Below are 16392 nucleotides of genomic sequence, written 5' to 3'. Positions count from 1 at the left end.
AAGCTGTGCATGTACGCATAACGCAGACAAATAAGAACGGAGAGGGCGATGCGCTTGTTGGTGGCGGCGGCTTGGGTGGCGACGATGGTCTCGGCGCCTGCGCTGGCCTGTGAAGGCGCGGTGACGGTTTGTGCCAGCCCTGACCCGGCGAGCTTCGCGTTGATCGAGAAGGGCAAGCCGGCGAGCGTGCTGATCGACCCCGGCGCCGACCCTGCGGTGCGCCACGCCGGCGACGGGTTTGCGGGCGACCTCCAGCGAGTGAGCGGCGCGAAGATCGTGCCTGTGGTGGGGCAGGCAGGCGCCGACGGTCGCGTCGTGATGATCGGCGTGCTCGGCCAGAGTCCGATGATCGATGCGCTGGTCCGCGCCGGCAAGATCAAGGCGCAGGACGTCGCCGGCGAATGGGAGGCGTTCCGCCAGATCATCGTCGACAACCCGATGCCGGGCGTGGCCCGCGCGCTGGTGATCGTCGGATCGGACCGGCGCGGCGCGGTCTATGGCGCGTACGACATCTCCGAGAAGATCGGCGTCTCGCCCTGGCACTGGTTCGCCGATGTGCCGGTGGCGAAGCGCGCCAATGTGTACCTCACCGCCGGATCGCGGCGCGATCAGCCCAAAGTGCGCTATCGCGGCTTCTTCATCAACGACGAGGCGCCGAGCTTTTCTACCTGGGTACAGAAGAAGTTCGGCGGGGCGAATGCCAAGGCCTATGCGCATATTTTCGAGCTCGAGCTGCGGCTGAAGGGCAATTACCTCTGGCCGGCGATGTGGGCGCCGCGCGCGTTCAACGACGACGATCCGCAGAGCAAGGTGCTGGCCGACGAGATGGGCATCGTCATGGGCACGTCGCACCACGAACCGATGACGCGGGCGCAGGACGAGTGGCACCGCAATACCGGGGGCGGGGTGACCGGGGGCAAGTGGGACTATTCGACCAACGCCGCCAATTTGCGTGCCTTCTGGCGGGGCGGGATCGAGCGGATGATGTCGAAGGGCGACGGCAAGGGCTATGAGAGCCTGGTAACGGTCGGCATGCGCGGCGATGGCGACGAGCCGATGGCGGAGGGCACTGCGACCAAGCTGCTCGAGGGGATCGTTGCCGACCAGCGCAAGATCATCGCCGAGGTGACCGGCAAGCCTGCGGACAGGACGCCGCAGGTCTGGGCGCTCTACAAGGAAGTGCAGGACTATTACGACCACGGCATGCAGGTGCCCGACGATGTCACGCTGCTGTTTTCCGACGATAATTGGGGGCAGATTCGGCGGTTGCCCGATCCGGGCGCAGCGCCGCGCAAGGGCGGCTATGGGGTCTATTATCACTTCGATTATGTCGGCGGGCCCCGCAACTACAAGTGGCTCAACGCCAACCAGATCGAGAAGAGCTGGCAGCAGATGGACCTGGCCTGGCAGCGCGGCGCGCGGGCGCTGTGGATCGTCAATGTCGGTGACCTGAAGCCGATGGAATATCCGTTGAGCTTCTTCCTGAAACAGGCCTGGAACCCCGAGGCGATGACGCCCGAGGCGCTGGCGGCGTATCCGGCGGAATGGGCATCCGAGCAGTTTGGCGCGGAGAACGGCAAGGCGATCGGGGCGCTGCTGACGCGCTATTCGCAGCTCGCCGCGCGGCGGAAACCCGAGCTGATCGATGCCGACAGCTTCGCGCTGGGCAAGGGCGCTGGGCTGGAGCTGGACGGCGGCGAGTTCGGCGCGATGGTGAAGGAATGGGATGCGCTGGAGGATGCGATGGTGCGCATGCGGTCGCGGCTGCGAACGGGCGAATATCCTGCATATTTCCAGCTGGTCGATCATCCGATCGCGGCAATGGCGAACCTCTATCGGCTCTATTACAATGTCGCCTGGAACCGGCGCCTTGCCGCGGCCAATGATCCGCAGGCCAACTTCTTTGCGGACAGGGCCGAGCGCCTGTTCGCGAACGACCAGGTGCTGAGCAAAGACTATCACGAGATCGCTGGCGGCAAGTGGGACGGGATGATGCTCCAGACCCATATCGGGTACACCAATTGGCAGCAGCCCGAGAAGCAGGTGATGCCCAAGGTGCTGCGCGTGCCGGGCCACGCCCCGGTGATCCGCCTCGCCGCGCCGGCGTTGCCGGGCGAGGGGGCGGCGATCGAAGCTGGCGACTATGTCCGTGCGGTGGACGGCAAAGGGCTGCGCTGGACCAGGATCCCGCATCTCGGGCGGACCCAGAGCGCGGTGCTGGCGCTGCCGCAGGGGCGGCCCGCGACCACGCCTGAGGATGGCGTTCGGCTGGAATATGCGGTCACCGCCGCCAAGGCGGGCGCGCTGCCGATACAGCTGATCCTGGTGCCGACGCTGGGCACCGGCGCCGACGGGACGCTGAGGGTCGGCGTGTCGATCGACGACGGGCCGGTGCAGGTGCTGACCGACCTGCTCACGCCGTCACCCAATGCCGCTGACAGCAAGCCGAAGCATGACTGGGAGCGGGCGGTGGAGGACAATGCACGGGTGCTCGAGGCGCGCTTCCCGGGCGTTGCGGCGGGCGAGCATGTGCTGAAGGTCTGGCGGATCGACGACAATATCGTGCTGCAGCGGATCGTGGTCGGGACAGGCGCGCTGCCGGGGAGCTATCTGGGCGGGCGCTAGGCCTGGACCACATGCCACAGCTCGCCGCAGGGGCCGAAGACATAGGCTAGTGTCAGGCCCCAAGGCATCAGCGCGGGTGCCCTGGGCGCGGGCACGCCGAAATTACCCGGCAGGTCGAGCGCCTGGATATGCGCCCACCAGGCGTCGAGATCCTCGACGATGAGCTGCATCATGAAGTTGCCGCCCCAGCCTTCCTGAAAATAGTCCTGAAGGAGGAAGCTGCCGGAATTACAGGCAAAACCGGCAATGCTTCCCGCCTCGAAGGTCAGCTCGAAGCCGAGCGCCTGGTAGAAGCGCTTGGAGAGGGCGAAGTCCTTGCCGCCGGGGACGAAGGGGCGGATCGTGGTGGTGGCGAGGTTGGGCATGGCCCCACCTTACTCAGCCCGCGGTCCAGCCGCCATCGACCATCACCGCGCTGCCGGTCATCAGGCTCGAGGCGTCGGAGGCGAGGAGGAGGAGCGGGCCGCTCAGTTCGTCCATGCGACCGAGGCGGCCGAAGGCGATGCGGTTCAGCACGCGCTCGCGGGTGCCGGGCATATCGAGGATCGGGCGAGTGAGCGCGGTGTCGATGAAGGTCGGGCAGAGCGTGTTGACCCGGATGCCGTGCGGAGCGAGGTCGATCGCCATGCATTTGGTCAGGCCCTCGAGCGCGAATTTCGAGGCGCTGTAGAGCGAGCGGCCCGGGCCGCCGACATGCCCCATCTGCGAGGAGACATTGATGATCGAGCCGGGCTTGCCGGCGTCGAGCAGGCCCTTGGCGACGGCCTGGGCGACGAACAGGGCTGCCTTGAGATTGAGGTTCAGGACCGCGTCATAATCCTCCTCGCTCACCTCGGTGATCGGGCGGATGCGGTTGGCGCCGGCGTTGTTAAGGAGGATGTCGAAGGGCCCGCGGGCGGCGATCTCGCGACGGACGGCCGGGGTATCGGTGACGTCGAGGGGGAAGGCGGTGGCCTGATAGCCGGCTTCGCGGAGCTCCTGGGCGAGGGCTTCGATCTCGCTTTCGGTGCGCGAACAGAGGGTTACGTGGGCGCCGGCCTGGGCGAGGATCGCCGCGCCATGGGCGCCGATGCCGCGGCCCGCGCCGGTGATCAGGGCGCGCTTGCCGTCGAGGCGGAAGCTCGGGGGCGGGGGGATCGGCATTTGGACTCTCCGGACGGTTTTTGTTTGCGAAGGTTACTCCCATGAGGGGGTTTTGGGGTCAATTCGCTATCGAGATAGTGAATTATCTTTCCCCGGCGAAGCGCGGGGCCCAGCCTTGAAGTAATGCGTCTTGGCATGCCTTCGCCGCGCACGCTGAGTCTGGGCCCCGGCCTTCGCCGGGGAAAGCTATGGAAGGTTACGCCATGCCCAGATCACGGGGCCCGAAGGCTGCGGGGAGGAGCTGCGAGAGCGTGTATTCCGCGATCTCGTCGCCGGTCGCGCCGCCGCAGAATACCGGCAAGTCGCAGCCGCCGAGCTGGGCGGCTTCGTTGAGGATCTGGCGGCAGCGGCCGCAGGGGCTGACGGGCGCGGTGTCGGCATGGCCCATGCGGCCGCCGATCACGCCGATCGCGACGACGTCCCTGAGCCGGCCGTCGCTGCTGGTCTTGGCCAGCGCCACCGTCTCGGCGCAGAGCGACAGGCCGTAGCTGGCGTTTTCGAAGTTCGCTCCGGTCACAATGGACCCGTCGGTTAGCAGCACCGCCGCGCCGACCGCGAAATTCGAATAGGGCGCATAGGCGTTTTTCGCTGCGTTTCGAGCAGCTTCGATCAGTGCCTTCGGATCAATCTCGCTCATTTCGCCATCACGTCCCAATTGACCGGTTGCCCCACGCCTTCGATGCGGCGGTGGCGCGTTGCCTGCCATATCGACCATGGCCGCGCGAAATACGAGGGGGGGAAGAAGGCCTGGTGCGCCCAGAGCAGGCGCGGAAAGGCGTCGCTGAGGTGATACTGGCTCTCAAAGGCGGGCGAGACCATCAGGATCGCCGGCTTGCCGATATGCGACTCGACGTCATGCAGGAAGCGGGTGAGCTCGGTGATCACCACCTGGCGCTCGGGCCGGGCGGAGCAATCGGGCTGGAAGTCGATCTCGACCGCGGGCGGCAGCTGGTCGTCCGAGCGCGGCACCGTCGTCATGAAATTGCCCGACTGGTCGGCGGCGAGCTGGCAGAGCGAATAGACGTGGAGCGCGCCGCGGCGGATGCCCGCCTCGAAGGTCCAGCGCCAGTTCTCGGGGAAGCGCAGGTCACGCGCGCCGGCGCCGCTGGTGGCGCGGATATAGGCGAATTCGATGCCCGATTTCTTGGCGGTCCACCATTCGATCGGCCCGGTCTCTTCGGACACATCGACGCCCTGGACGGGAAAGTCAGCGGGCGAGGGGCGCCAGCGCGAGGCGAACAGCCAGGCGCTCCAGCCGAGCAGGGCCAAGAGGATCAGCGCCGGCACGACGAAGCGCAGCCGGCGCGTAAGGACGCGAAGGTGCACCGTCAGCCTTTGATGTGGAGGACGCAGATCAGCGTGAACAGGCGGCGGGCAGTGTCGAAATCCACGTCGATCTTGCCCTCCAGCCGTTCCTTGAGCAGCGTCGCCGCGTCGTTGTGAATACCGCGCCGTGCCATGTCGACGGTCTCGATCTGGGCAGGCGTGGCGTTGCGAATCGCGGCATAATAGCTGTCGCAGATCGCGAAGTAATCGCGGATCGGGCGGCGGAAAGCGGCCAGACCGAGGACCAGCGTCTCCTGATGGGACCCGTCCGCCCGCTTGATCTCCATCGCCAGCCGCCCTTCCTGGACCGCGAGGTGGAGCGTGTAGGGGCCGGCATAGCCATCGACCTGGGGCCGCTGGGGGGCGAAGTGATTCTCCTCGAGCAGGTCGAAGATCGCGATCCGGCGCTCCTGCTCGATATCGGCCGAGCGCCAAAGGATAGTGCGCTCATCGAGTGTCACGTCTATGATGCGCGGATCGGCCATGAATCGGCGTCTAGTCGGTCATGCCCGTTATCCACAAGCGCCCAACGTTGATGCCGCCGCGCGGGCGGGTCACAGGAGAGTCATGGTTCAGCCGATCCCCCTTCCGATTCCCGATTCTCCCGAAGGCCTGAGCCTGCCCGCGAATGTGGAGGCGGAAGCCGCGCTGCTCGGCGCGATGATGATCGACAACCGCGTGGCGGAAGACGTGCTGCAGAAGCTGCGCCCCGAGCATTTCTTCGAGCCGCTGCACGGGCGGATCTATGACGCGATCTCGACTCTGGTCGGCGACAACCGCCTCGCCACGCCGGTGACGCTCAAGCCGCTATTCCAGGCGGACGCGGCGATGAAGGAGCTGGGCGGCCCCGCCTATCTCGCGCAGCTGACCGGCAACCCGGCCAGCCTGATCGGCGCGCGGGCATTCGCGGACCAAGTCTATGACCTCGCCGTGCTGCGCGCTCTGGTGGGCGTGGGGCGCCATCTGGTCGACAGCGCGCTCGACACCAGCGAAGAGATCAATCCTGCCAAGCAGATCGAACAGGCCGAGCTAAAGCTCTACGAAGTAGCAGAAAAGGGCGGCGAGGATACCGGCGCCAAGAACTTCATGCGCGCCGCCACAGTGGCGGTGCGCAACACCGAGCGGGCGATGAACTCGGGTGGCAGCGTGTCGGGCATCACTTCGGGCCTGACCGACTTCAACGCGATGACCGGCGGTCTCAACCGATCGGATCTTCTGATTCTCGCCGGGCGCCCGGGCATGGGCAAGACCTCGCTCGCCACCAACATGGCGTTCAATGCGGCGAAACGGTATCTCGACGACATCGAGGCGGGCATTCCCGAGGAGAAGTCGATCGGTGCGCCGGTGGCGTTCTTCAGCCTCGAAATGTCGGCGGATCAGCTCGCGCTGCGTATCCTGTCCGAACAATCCGAAGTGTCTTCGGAGAAGCTGCGTACGGGCAATATCTCGGGTCCGGAATTCATGAAGTTCGCGCGGGCGGCGGGCGATCTGGAGCGGCTGCCGCTCTATATCGACGATACGCCGGGCCTGACGATCGCGGCGCTGCGCACGCGCGCCCGGCGCCTCAAGCGCCAGTACAAGATCGGCATGGTCGTGGTCGATTACCTCCAGCTGCTGACCGGATCGGCCAAGGCATCGGGCGACGGCCGCGTGCAGGAAATCTCGGAGATCAGCCGTGGCCTGAAGACGCTGGCCAAGGAGCTGCACGTGCCGGTGCTGGCGCTGTCCCAGCTCAGCCGCGCAGTGGAAAGCCGCGAGGACAAGCGCCCGCAGCTCTCGGATCTTCGTGAATCGGGATCGATCGAGCAGGACGCCGATATCGTGCTGTTCGTCTATCGCGACGAATATTATCACGATTTCAAGGCGCCCAAGGCGATCGACGGCAATTCGACGCCGGACGAGATCGCGAAGTACCAGGCCTGGCAGGACCATCAGCTGCAGGTGGCGAACAAGGCGAGCGTGATCATTGCCAAGCAGCGTCACGGCGCGACGGGCACGGTGGACCTGCGCTTCGATCGGCAGTTCACCAAGTTCAGCGATCTGGCGCCGGGCGGGTATTGAGGCGTCGATTTGTGCTGACGGTTCCCCGGCGAAAGCCGGGGCCCAGTTGCAATGTCGTTCGAGAGGCTGGTCCAACCTCACCAGCTGCGTCGAGACTGGGCCCCGGCCTTCGCCGGGGAACAGGTTGCCGCCGGGGAGCAGCCTGGAGCTTTCAGTCGCGCATCGAAACAAAAACCGGCATCATGCGTCTTTGCGGAGCGCGGCCGACGGGCCGTGCGTGGATTAGAGCGGCAACCGGGGCGCAATGACTGAAATCACGCCGCAGCAGCGCGAGCAGCAACGTCTGCAGGCGCTCGAGGCTTACGATATTCTCGACACCGCGGCCGAGCCGGCGTTCGACGAGATCGCGCGGCTGGCGGCGGATATCTGCGGCACGCCGATCGCAGTGGTGAATCTGATCGCGCGCGACCGGCAATTCTTCAAGGCCGAAGTCGGGTTGGGGGTGCGCGAGACGCCGCTCGAGACCAGCTTTTGCGCGCATGCGATCCTCGAATCCGAATTCCTCGAGATCCCCGACGCGACGCAGGACAAGCGCTTCGACTGCAATCCGCTGGTGACGGGCGAGGCGCACCTGCGTTTCTATGCCGGCGCGCTGCTCAAGTCGGTCGAGGGCTGGCCGATCGGGACGCTCTGCGTGCTCGACACCGAGCCTAAGCAGCTGACCGAGCTCCAGCAACGCACGCTGAAGGTGCTGGCGCGCCAGGTGATGGCGCAGCTCGATGCCCGGCGCGAGCTCAAGCGGCGCGACGAGGCGGACCAGCGCTATCGCGCCTTGTTCGACACGATGGACGAGGGCTTTTGCGTCATCGAGTTCCTCGACGGGCCGCATGGCCCGCTCAGCGACTATATCCATGTCGAGGCCAATGCCGCCTATGCCGCGCATGCCGGCATCCCCAATGTGGTGGGCCAGAAGGTGCGCGAGATGGTGCCCGACGAGGCGGGTGACTGGGTCGAGCGCTATGGTGGCGTGCTGCGCAGCGGCGAGCCGATCCGCTTCGAGCGCGAGCTGGAAGCGACGCAGCGTTATCTCTCGCTCTCGGCCTTTCGCATCGAGCCGGCGAGCAAGCGCCAGGTCGCGGTGCTGTTCCAGGACGTGACGCCGCGGCGGCGCGCCGAACTGGACCTTCAACAGCTCAACGAGACGCTGGAAGCGCGGGTGGCCGAGACGCTGGCCGAGCGGCGCGTGCTCGCCGATGTCGTCGAGGAGACCGCGGCGTTCATCCAGGTGGTCGACATGGATCGGCGCTGGGTGGCGATCAACGGCGCGGCGGCGCGCGAATTTGCGAGCGTGTTCGGTGTCTATCCGCGCGTGGGCGACCGGATGGCGGACCTGGTGGTCAACCATCTCGACCTGCGCGCCTCGATCGACGCGCTGTGGCAACGTGCGCTGGAAGGCGAGAGCTTCACCGAGATCGTCCAGACCGGGCAGGGCACCGACGACGAGCATTTCTACGAAGTGCGTTTCAGCCCATTGCGCGACCAGGCCGGGCGGCAAGTGGGTGCCTATCAGTTCGCCTATGACGTGACCGAGCGGCTGCAGGAGCAGGACCGGCTGCGCAACACCGAGGAGGCGCTGCGCCAGGCGCAGAAGATGGAAGCGGTGGGCCAGCTCACCGGCGGCATCGCGCATGACTTCAACAATCTGCTCGCCGGGATTTCGGGCGCGTTCGAGATGATCGGGACGCGGCTGTCGCAGGGGCGCAACCGCGACGTCGAGAAATATCTTTCCGCCGGACAGGGCGCGACGCGGCGCGCGGCGGCGCTGACGCACCGGCTGCTCGCATTTTCGCGGCGGCAGACGCTGTCTCCCAAGGCGGTGGTGATCAACCGGTTGCTCGCCGACCTCGTCGAGCTCGTGCAGCGCACCGTGGGGCCGGCGATCGAAGTCGAGACGATTGCGGCCGGGGGGCTATGGCCGACTTTGGTCGATGCCAATCAGCTCGAGAATGCGATCCTCAATCTGTGCATCAACGCGCGCGACGCGATGCCCGATGGCGGCAAGATCACGATCGAGACGGGCAATAAATGGCTCGACCACCGCACCGCACGCGAACGCGGGCTCGAGCCGGGGCAATATGTCACGGTCTGCGTGAGCGACACCGGCAGCGGCATCGAGAAGGCGATCCTCGACCGGGTGTTCGACCCGTTCTTCACCACCAAGCCGCTGGGCGAGGGGACCGGGCTCGGCCTGTCGATGGTCTATGGCTTTGCGCGCCAGAGCCACGGCCATGTGCGGATCTATTCCGAGGTCGGGCAGGGGACGATGGTGTGCGTCTATCTGCCGCGCCACCTGGGCGATGAGGATGCCCCGGCGCTCGATGCGGGCGGGATTGCTGCGCAGGCGGGCCATGAGGGCGAGATCGTGCTGGTGGTCGACGACGAGCCGACGGTGCGGATGCTGATCGTCGATGCGCTGGGCGAACTGGGGTATTCGTGCCTCGAGGCGGCGGACGGCCCGAGCGGGCTGCGCATCCTGGAGGGTGCCGGGCGGATCGACCTGCTGATCACCGATGTCGGGCTGCCGGGCGGCTTGAACGGGCGGCAGGTAGCCGATGCCGCGCGGGCGCTGCGGCCCGATCTCAAGGTGCTGTTCGTCACCGGCTATGCCGAGAATGCCGTGCTCAACCACGGCCATATCGAGCATGGCATGGAAGTACTGACCAAGCCCTTCGCGGTGGACGACCTCAACACGCGGGTCGAGCGGATCATGCGCGAGCGCTAGGGCGCCCGGTCAGCCGTGCGGGTGGAGCGGTGCGCGGGCATAGCTTTCGAGATAGCCGCAGCCGTCGCAGCGCCAGGTCTGGATCCTGTATCGCTCGGCGCCGCCGCGCGCGATGTCGGCCAGAAGCCCTGCCGGCTGACCGCCGACAAAGGTGCTGACGGTCGTGCCCAAAAAGGCGTGGTCGGCGATATAGCCTTCGGTGAACTGGCTGCCGCATTTCGGGCAATCGCTGGGGGTGTGCATCGTGTCAGGCTAGCGCTGCGCGCGGAGGAGGCAATCAGAAGCTCGGCTGGTTGGGGTCGCCGTCTTCCACGGGGGTGTGGATGCCGCACTCGGTCTTGTCCCAGCCCCGCCAGCGGCCCGAGCGGGGGTCTTCGCCCGCCTTGACCACGCTGGTGCAGGGCGCGCAGCCGATCGAGAGATAACCCTGCGCTTCCAGCGGGTGGCGGGGGAGGTTGTGCGCCTCGAAATAGGCTTCGATGTCGTCCTTGGTCCAGCTCGCCAGCGGGTTGAACTTGAGGCGGCCTTCGGCGTCGATCTCGAAGCGGGGGAGGGCGTTGCGGGTCGAGGCCTGGAACGCCTTGCGGCCGGTGATGCTGGTGTCGAAGGGAGCGAGCGCCTTGGCCAGCGGGATCACCTTGCGGATTTCGCAGCAGCCATCGGGGTCGTAGGACCAGCGCAGGCCGGTGCCATCGCGCTTCTCGATCACTTCGGCATCGGGGCCGATGATCTGGAGGTTCTTGAGGCCGATGAACTCCGCGAGCTCGTGGACATAGGCGAGCGTCTCGGGGAAATGCTTGCCGGTATCGAGGAAGATGACGGGCACGTTCGGATCGGCCTGGGCGACGAGATGAAGCAGCGCCGCGCTCTCGGCGCCGAAGGACGACACCAAAGCGACGTCGCCCAGCATGTGGTTGCCGAGCACTTCGCGCAGCATCTCGGGCGTGTCGGTGCCGCGGAACAGGTTGTTGAGGCGGATTGCGTCCGACGCCGTCCAGCGCGGGGCGACGTCCAGCCGGTCGATCTTCCGGGCGACTTCACCCATGCCGGCGTTTCCATACCGGCACCGCAGGGTCGGCAGCGGCCTGATAGTGGAATTCGTAACGGGCGAGCGACGCGGCGAGCACGGCCTCGTCGACCGGTGCCTCGGGCGCGAAGCTGTCGAAGCCGCAGCGGCGCATCAGCGGGATCTGGTCGACCAGCACATCGCCCTGGGCGCGCAACTCGCCGGTATAGCCGGCTTCGCGCAGGATGCGGCCGGTCGAATAGCCGCGGCCGTCGCGATATTTGGGGAAGCTGACTTCGACCAAGGCGAGGCGCTCGAGATGGGGCAGGAGGACGCGCGCATCCTCGCCGCTCTCGATGCGGACGGCGGTGGCGTTGGACTGGCCGAGGAAGCTGTCGAGTGTGACCGCGGGCTCCTCATGCGCCTCGTCGTCGCGGTAGCGCAGCAGATCACCCATAGATCGCCTCCTTGAACGGGGTCATGCCGACGCGGCGATAGGTGTCGAGGAAGCGCTCGCCGGTCTCGCGCTGGGCGAGATAGACGTCGGTGGCCTTCTCGATCGCGTCGACGATGCCGTCCTCGCTGAAGCCGGGGCCGGTGATCGTGCCGAGCGACACGTCCTCCGCACCCGAGCCGCCGAGCAGCAGCTGATAATTCTCGACGCCCTTACGGTCGACACCAAGGATGCCGATGTGACCGGCATGGTGGTGGCCGCAGGCGTTGATGCAGCCGCTGATCTTGAGCTTGAGCTCGCCGAGTTCGCGCTGGCGGCCGATGTCCGAGAAGCGCGTGGCGATCTTCTGGGCGAGCGGGATCGAGCGGGCGTTCGCCAGTGAGCAGTAATCGAGGCCCGGGCAGGCGATGATGTCGCTGATCAGGTCCAGATTGGCTTCGGCGAGGCCGGCGTCACGGAGCTGCTGCCACACGGTGTAGAGATCGGCCTTGCGGACATGCGGGAGGACGATGTTTTGTGCGTGAGTGACGCGCAGTTCGTCGAAGCTGTACGTTTTGGCGAGATCGGCCATCAGGTCGATCTGGTCGGCCGAAGCGTCGCCGGGGATACCGCCGATCGGCTTGAGGCTGATCGTCACCACCGCATGGCCGGGCTGCTTGTGCGCCGAGACATTCTGATCGAGCCAGACCGCGAAATCGGGGTCGCTGCGGTCGAGCGTGTCGGGCGCGTCCGCGGCATAGGCGGGCGGGGCGAAATAGGCGGCGATGCGGTCGAACTCGGCCTTGGGCGGATCGATGCCGAGCGCCTTCACCGCAGCGAACTCTTCCTCGACCTCGGCAGCATATTTGTCCGCGCCAAGCTCGTGGATCAGGATCTTGATCCGCGCCTTGTAGATATTGTCGCGGCGGCCATAGCGATTGTAGACGCGCAGGCAGGCCTCGAGATAGCTGACGAAATCGTCGAAGGGCACGAAGTCCTTGATCAGCGGGGCGATCATCGGAGTGCGGCCCATGCCGCCGCCCACGTAAATCGCGGCACCGAGCTCGCCGTCACGCTCGACGATCTGGATGCCGATATCGTGCAGGCGCATCGCCGCACGGTCTTCCTCGGCAGCGATCACGCAGATCTTGAACTTGCGCGGCAGGTAGCTGAACTCGGGGTGGAACGTGCTCCACTGGCGCAGCAGCTCGGCCCAGGGGCGCGGATCGGTGAGCTCGTCGGCGGCGGCACCGGCGAACTGGTCCGACGAGATGTTGCGGATGCAGTTGCCCGACGTCTGGATGGCATGCATCTCGACCGTCGCCAGATCGGCGAGGATGTCCGGCGCGTCCTCGAGCTTGATCCAGTTATACTGGAGGTTCTGGCGCGTGGTGAAATGGCCATAGCCACGGTCGTACTTGCGGGCGATGTGCGCCAGCATGTGCATCTGGCGGCTGTCGAGCGTGCCATAGGGCACCGCGACGCGCAGCATATAGGCGTGGAGCTGGAGATAGAGGCCGTTCATCAGCCGCAGCGGCTTGAACTGGTCCTCGGTGATCTGGCCTGCCAGGCGGCGGTTCACCTGGTCGCGGAACTCCTCGACGCGGGCAGCGACGATCGAGTGGTCATATTCGTCGTATTTGTACATGTCAGATCACCCAGCTGCCGGCTTCGGGGTCGGCGGGCTTCAATGTCAGGTCCGGGCGGACGGTGGGGCCCAGCGCGCGGATGCGGTCCTTGATATGCGCGGGGCGGGGCCCCTCGGGCGTGGCGGTCGCGTCGATCACATAGGGACCGTTGACGCGGCGGGCCCCTTCCTCGGCATGGGCGATCGCCTCTCCCTGGTCACCGACATCGACGGCATCCTCGACATGGCGCGACCAGCCATTGCCGGTCCACCAGGTGACGTCGCCGGTGGGCAGGTCGTTGCCGGTGAGCAGCTTCATGCCAGCGCCTCCGCCGCCTTGGCCCAGTTGGCGAGCTTGTCCTCGGCATCCGCGAGCATGACGACTTCGCCGACGACGATGATCGCGGGGCTCTTCACCTTCTCGCGCTCGACCATCGGGCCGAGATCGGCGAGGAGCGTGCGCAGCGCGCGGCTGCCCTCGAGCGTGCCGCGCTCGAGCACGGCGACGGGCATGTCGGGGGCAACGCCCTCATTCATCAGCTTTTCCGAGATGTCGGGGCAGGTGGCGACGCCCATGTAGATCACCAAGGTGCGGCCCTTGCCGGCGAGGCCCGACCAGTTCTGGTCCTTCAGGCCCTTGCACTGGCCGGCGACGAAGCTGACCGCGCTCGACCAGTCGCGGTGGGTGAGTGGGAGCATTGCCTCGGCAGCGGCGCCCAGCGCGGCGGAGATGCCGGGGATGACTTCGACGGGGAGCCCCGCGGCGCGCACGGCTTCGACTTCCTCGCCGCCGCGGCCGAAGATGAACGGGTCGCCGCCCTTCAGCCGGACGACGATTGCGCCGGTCTTCACATGCGCGACGATCAGCGCGTTGATCGCGTCCTGCGGCACGGTGTGCTTCGAGCGGCTCTTGGCGACCGAGATGCGGTGCGCCTGAGGGGCGAGATCGAGCACGCGCGGATCGACCAGCCCGTCGTGGACCAGCACGTCTGCCTGCTTGAGCGCCTCGACGGCGCGCACGGTGAGCAGGCCGGGATCGCCCGGGCCGGCACCAACGAGAATCACGCGCCCGCGCGCGGTGGGATCGAGGAGCGTTGCCATGGAGGGCAAATGGGCCCGAGGGCTGCGCGGGGCAACGGACGGTTGCTTGGGATGGGGCTAGGGAAACTTTCCCGGGCGCGTCAGAGGTGCGTGGTGATCTGCTGGGTGAGGCCGGAGAGCGCCTCATAGCCGAGGAAGGCGAAGAAGCCGACGGCGGTGGTGATGGCCATGGCGAGGAAGAGAAATTCCATGCTGCGGCCGCTGGCGCGGGCGTCGCCACGGGAGCGGCCGGAGACGGGCCGCGTCATGTCGATGCGAAGCGCGCTGCCGCTCCCGCGCTCGACCGGCGAAGGCTTGCCGAGCAGGCGCCAGATCGGCACGCGATCGCGCGTCTTGATGCCGAAGCGGCGGTCGCTCGACCAGACGACCTGGCCGACGACCACGTCCTCGGGCAACCGCACCTCGACAAAGGTGCCGCGCTCCGGCGCCTCGGGCGCCTGGAGCATCATCCCGTTCTTCGAGACGTTGCGGATGCAGACATCGGTAAGCGGTCCGCCGGCCCGCATACGGCCGCGGATGAGAACGGAGTGTCGTGCGTCCCTCTGTCTCAACATGCCCACCTCCACATAGTAGAAGGCAAAACACGTATATATTCAGGTGGTTGCAGGACTTTCGCAGTTAATGTTACGCTACCATTTCGATTTACGCGAGCGCTGCCGCGTGCGCCTGGATCACGGCGCGGGTGGAGGCGTCGCTGTCGAACACGCCGTACCAGCCCTGGGGCTCGTGCGGCGGGTCGCCAAGCCAGGCGGTGTCGCCAGGGCGGAAGCGGTGGTCGCCATGGACGGGGCGGCCTTCGCCGTTCCACGCCCAGAAATTGGAGCCGGCGATGATGCCGGGATTGGCCTCCACTGCGGCATAAATAAGCTTGTAATAGAGATCCTTGAAGCTGGTTGCTGACTCAGGGTCATAGCCGCCGCCGTCACGCGGATAGCCAAATTCCTCGATCACCAGCGGTTTGCCGATCGCGGTCGCGAGCGCGATGTGCTGGGCGATATATTCGCGCACCTTGGCAAAGCTGGCGTCGTTGGTGCCGGCGATGTCCTTCGCATCGACCCAGCCCCAGTTGAGCGGCCAGATATGCGCCGTCAGATAATCGATCTCGGGGAAGGCGTGCGCGGCCTTGTAGACATCGGCACGCTCGATCGAGCCCTTGAGGCCCTCGCTGCCGGTCGAGACCATGTGGCGGGGCGAGAGCGACTTGATCAGCTTCGCGGTGCCCTGGATCCAGCCATTATACGCGGCGAGCAAGGGCTCGGGGGCCTTGGGGCTGCCGCCGGGGCGGGGCTCGTTGGCAAGCTGCCAGGCCATGATCACCGGGTCGCCGGCGTGGCGCTTCACGGTAGCGCGGACATAGTCGTGGAAGAGCGCGACGGCTTCGCTGTTGGCATAGAACTGCGCGGCCATGTCGGGGAATTCCGGCCAGGGGTGCGCCGGGTCGTTCATATTGAGATATTTGCCGCCGTTGACCCAGGACAAATAGGTCATCATCCCGCCCGACCATTCCCAGAAATTGGTGAGGTAGAGCACCGCCTTGATGTCGCGCTTGCCCATCTCGGCAAGGGCGTAGGCGAGGCCGTCGACCAGCGCAGGGTTCCAGGCGTTGCCGCGGGTGCGGAAGGCGGGCTTGACCGAGTTCTTGAGCGGCGAATCTTCGGCCGAGGCGGCGATGCGCAGGTTGCGGACGCCCATGTCGGCCAGCGCGTCGAGCTCGCGGCGAAGGCGGTCGCGATTGCCCCAGGGGGCGTCGGCGCCGAGCCAGGCGGCGTACCACATGTTGCTGCCGGCGAAGCGGTACGGCTTGCCGGCGAGGGTGAGGCCGGTGCCCTTTGTCGAGACGAAGTCGCCGGGGGCTGCTGCGGAAGCCGGGAGCGCGGCGGCGCCGGCGAGCGCGGCGGCCGATCCGAGCACGGACCTGCGGGTGATCATGGTCTTCCTCCCCTTGTTAGCGGTCACATCATAACCACTGCATGGCGCGGGGAGGAAGTGGGTTGGACGAGGCGCGGCCCTTCAGCAGGAGGGGGAAGAGGCCGCGCCCGTCCGCCCGCATGCTGCGCCAGCATGCGGGCCGGGAAAACATCAGTCGAACAGATCCTCGAGGAACGACCTGCGCTTCTTGTGCGGATGGCCATGGCCGCGATCGTCATAGCGCGGGCGCTCGTCGCGGTACTGCTGCGGCTGGGGCGCCGGAGCGGGGGCCGAAGCCGCATTGCGCTCGAGGATCTTGTCGAGTTCGCCGCGATCGAGCCACACGCCGCGGCAGCTCGGGCAATGGTCGATCTCGATCCCCGACCGCTCGACCGGCACCAGCACGGTGCCGTCGACGGGGCAGGTGAAGCTGGCCATGA

Annotated in this window: 17 protein-coding genes; 3 read left to right on the top strand and 14 right to left on the bottom strand. The window is 66.6% G+C overall.

The window, feature by feature from the left end; all coding sequences use genetic code 11:
* The first annotated feature begins 48 nt into the window (after positions 1-48).
* A complete protein-coding gene (locus HZY97_RS05655; protein ID WP_180141394.1) occupies positions 49-2625 on the top strand; it encodes a glycosyl hydrolase 115 family protein in 2577 nt (858 codons plus the stop codon).
* Here HZY97_RS05655 and HZY97_RS05650 read toward each other — a convergent pair.
* The 5 genes from HZY97_RS05650 to HZY97_RS05630 form a co-directional block, all read right to left on the bottom strand.
* Positions 2622-2990: a VOC family protein gene (locus tag HZY97_RS05650; RefSeq protein WP_180141393.1), complete on the bottom strand. Its 369-nt coding sequence runs from the start codon at positions 2988-2990 to the stop codon at positions 2622-2624. The genes HZY97_RS05655 and HZY97_RS05650 overlap by 4 nt on opposite strands.
* A 13-nt stretch (positions 2991-3003) precedes the next feature.
* Entirely contained in the window at positions 3004-3768 is a 765-nt protein-coding gene (locus tag HZY97_RS05645) for an SDR family NAD(P)-dependent oxidoreductase (protein ID WP_180141391.1), read from the bottom strand.
* Between the two features lie 196 nt (positions 3769-3964).
* Positions 3965-4405, bottom strand: coding sequence for a cytidine deaminase (locus tag HZY97_RS05640; RefSeq protein ID WP_180141389.1), 441 nt, complete (start codon positions 4403-4405; stop codon positions 3965-3967).
* Complete coding sequence (locus tag HZY97_RS05635) at positions 4402-5094, bottom strand: GH25 family lysozyme (protein ID WP_373684299.1); 693 nt, start codon at positions 5092-5094, stop codon at positions 4402-4404. The genes HZY97_RS05640 and HZY97_RS05635 overlap by 4 nt, the downstream gene beginning before the upstream one ends.
* A gap of 2 nt (positions 5095-5096) precedes the next feature.
* A complete protein-coding gene (locus HZY97_RS05630) occupies positions 5097-5579 on the bottom strand; it encodes a UPF0262 family protein (protein WP_180141387.1) in 483 nt (160 codons plus the stop codon).
* A gap of 82 nt (positions 5580-5661) precedes the next feature.
* Here HZY97_RS05630 and HZY97_RS05625 point away from each other — a divergent pair, with 82 nt between their 5' ends.
* Positions 5662-7155, top strand: a complete 1494-nt coding sequence (locus HZY97_RS05625) for a replicative DNA helicase (RefSeq protein WP_180141385.1) — start codon at positions 5662-5664, stop codon at positions 7153-7155.
* A 244-nt stretch (positions 7156-7399) separates the two neighbouring features.
* A complete protein-coding gene (locus HZY97_RS05620; RefSeq protein WP_180141383.1) occupies positions 7400-9877 on the top strand; it encodes a PAS domain-containing protein in 2478 nt (825 codons plus the stop codon).
* 9 nt (positions 9878-9886) lie between these two features.
* Here HZY97_RS05620 and HZY97_RS05615 read toward each other — a convergent pair whose 3' ends face one another.
* The 9 genes from HZY97_RS05615 to HZY97_RS05575 all read right to left on the bottom strand — a co-directional run bounded on the left by HZY97_RS05615 (position 9887) and on the right by HZY97_RS05575 (position 16390).
* A complete protein-coding gene (locus tag HZY97_RS05615) occupies positions 9887-10120 on the bottom strand; it encodes a hypothetical protein (protein WP_180141381.1) in 234 nt (77 codons plus the stop codon).
* Between the two features lie 34 nt (positions 10121-10154).
* Positions 10155-10922 (bottom strand): phosphoadenylyl-sulfate reductase, encoded by a 768-nt coding sequence (locus tag HZY97_RS05610; RefSeq protein ID WP_180141379.1) that lies wholly within the window; start codon positions 10920-10922, stop codon positions 10155-10157.
* On the bottom strand, positions 10915-11340 hold the full coding sequence (locus tag HZY97_RS05605) for a DUF934 domain-containing protein (protein ID WP_180141377.1): 426 nt from the start codon (positions 11338-11340) through the stop codon (positions 10915-10917). Before HZY97_RS05605 ends, HZY97_RS05610 begins: the two co-directional genes overlap by 8 nt.
* Positions 11333-12964 (bottom strand): nitrite/sulfite reductase, encoded by a 1632-nt coding sequence (locus tag HZY97_RS05600; protein WP_180141375.1) that lies wholly within the window; start codon positions 12962-12964, stop codon positions 11333-11335. Before HZY97_RS05600 ends, HZY97_RS05605 begins: the two co-directional genes overlap by 8 nt.
* A gap of 1 nt (position 12965) precedes the next feature.
* A complete protein-coding gene (locus tag HZY97_RS05595; protein WP_180141373.1) occupies positions 12966-13262 on the bottom strand; it encodes a DUF2849 domain-containing protein in 297 nt (98 codons plus the stop codon).
* Positions 13259-14044 (bottom strand): uroporphyrinogen-III C-methyltransferase, encoded by a 786-nt coding sequence (cobA, locus tag HZY97_RS05590; protein ID WP_180141371.1) that lies wholly within the window; start codon positions 14042-14044, stop codon positions 13259-13261. Before cobA ends, HZY97_RS05595 begins: the two co-directional genes overlap by 4 nt.
* Before the next feature lie 80 nt (positions 14045-14124).
* A complete protein-coding gene (locus HZY97_RS05585) occupies positions 14125-14598 on the bottom strand; it encodes a PilZ domain-containing protein (RefSeq protein WP_180141369.1) in 474 nt (157 codons plus the stop codon).
* 88 nt (positions 14599-14686) lie between these two features.
* The gene (locus HZY97_RS05580) at positions 14687-15973 is read right to left on the bottom strand and encodes a cellulase family glycosylhydrolase (RefSeq protein WP_180141367.1); all 1287 of its coding nucleotides are present in this window, start codon (positions 15971-15973) and stop codon (positions 14687-14689) included.
* A gap of 150 nt (positions 15974-16123) precedes the next feature.
* Positions 16124-16390: a zf-TFIIB domain-containing protein gene (locus HZY97_RS05575; RefSeq protein ID WP_180141365.1), complete on the bottom strand. Its 267-nt coding sequence runs from the start codon at positions 16388-16390 to the stop codon at positions 16124-16126.
* Positions 16391-16392: the final 2 nt, after the last annotated feature.

Source organism: Sphingomonas sp. R-74633 (assembly GCF_013416555.1).
GTDB lineage: Bacteria > Pseudomonadota > Alphaproteobacteria > Sphingomonadales > Sphingomonadaceae > Sphingomonas.
This window is presented reverse-complemented; position numbering and strand designations above follow the sequence as displayed.

Coding starts and splice junctions, on each gene's coding strand:
- HZY97_RS05595 (WP_180141373.1), bottom strand. CDS start 13,262: ATGAAGCTGCTCACCGGCAACGACCTGCCCACCGGCGACGTCACCTGG.
- HZY97_RS05630 (WP_180141387.1), bottom strand. CDS start 5,579: ATGGCCGATCCGCGCATCATAGACGTGACACTCGATGAGCGCACTATC.
- HZY97_RS05580 (WP_180141367.1), bottom strand. CDS start 15,973: ATGATCACCCGCAGGTCCGTGCTCGGATCGGCCGCCGCGCTCGCCGGC.
- HZY97_RS05615 (WP_180141381.1), bottom strand. CDS start 10,120: ATGCACACCCCCAGCGATTGCCCGAAATGCGGCAGCCAGTTCACCGAA.
- HZY97_RS05605 (WP_180141377.1), bottom strand. CDS start 11,340: ATGGGTGATCTGCTGCGCTACCGCGACGACGAGGCGCATGAGGAGCCC.
- HZY97_RS05620 (WP_180141383.1), top strand. CDS start 7,400: ATGACTGAAATCACGCCGCAGCAGCGCGAGCAGCAACGTCTGCAGGCG.
- HZY97_RS05585 (WP_180141369.1), bottom strand. CDS start 14,598: ATGTTGAGACAGAGGGACGCACGACACTCCGTTCTCATCCGCGGCCGT.
- HZY97_RS05650 (WP_180141393.1), bottom strand. CDS start 2,990: ATGCCCAACCTCGCCACCACCACGATCCGCCCCTTCGTCCCCGGCGGC.
- HZY97_RS05610 (WP_180141379.1), bottom strand. CDS start 10,922: ATGGGTGAAGTCGCCCGGAAGATCGACCGGCTGGACGTCGCCCCGCGC.
- cobA (WP_180141371.1), bottom strand. CDS start 14,044: ATGGCAACGCTCCTCGATCCCACCGCGCGCGGGCGCGTGATTCTCGTT.
- HZY97_RS05625 (WP_180141385.1), top strand. CDS start 5,662: ATGGTTCAGCCGATCCCCCTTCCGATTCCCGATTCTCCCGAAGGCCTG.
- HZY97_RS05575 (WP_180141365.1), bottom strand. CDS start 16,390: ATGGCCAGCTTCACCTGCCCCGTCGACGGCACCGTGCTGGTGCCGGTC.
- HZY97_RS05640 (WP_180141389.1), bottom strand. CDS start 4,405: ATGAGCGAGATTGATCCGAAGGCACTGATCGAAGCTGCTCGAAACGCA.
- HZY97_RS05645 (WP_180141391.1), bottom strand. CDS start 3,768: ATGCCGATCCCCCCGCCCCCGAGCTTCCGCCTCGACGGCAAGCGCGCC.
- HZY97_RS05600 (WP_180141375.1), bottom strand. CDS start 12,964: ATGTACAAATACGACGAATATGACCACTCGATCGTCGCTGCCCGCGTC.
- HZY97_RS05655 (WP_180141394.1), top strand. CDS start 49: ATGCGCTTGTTGGTGGCGGCGGCTTGGGTGGCGACGATGGTCTCGGCG.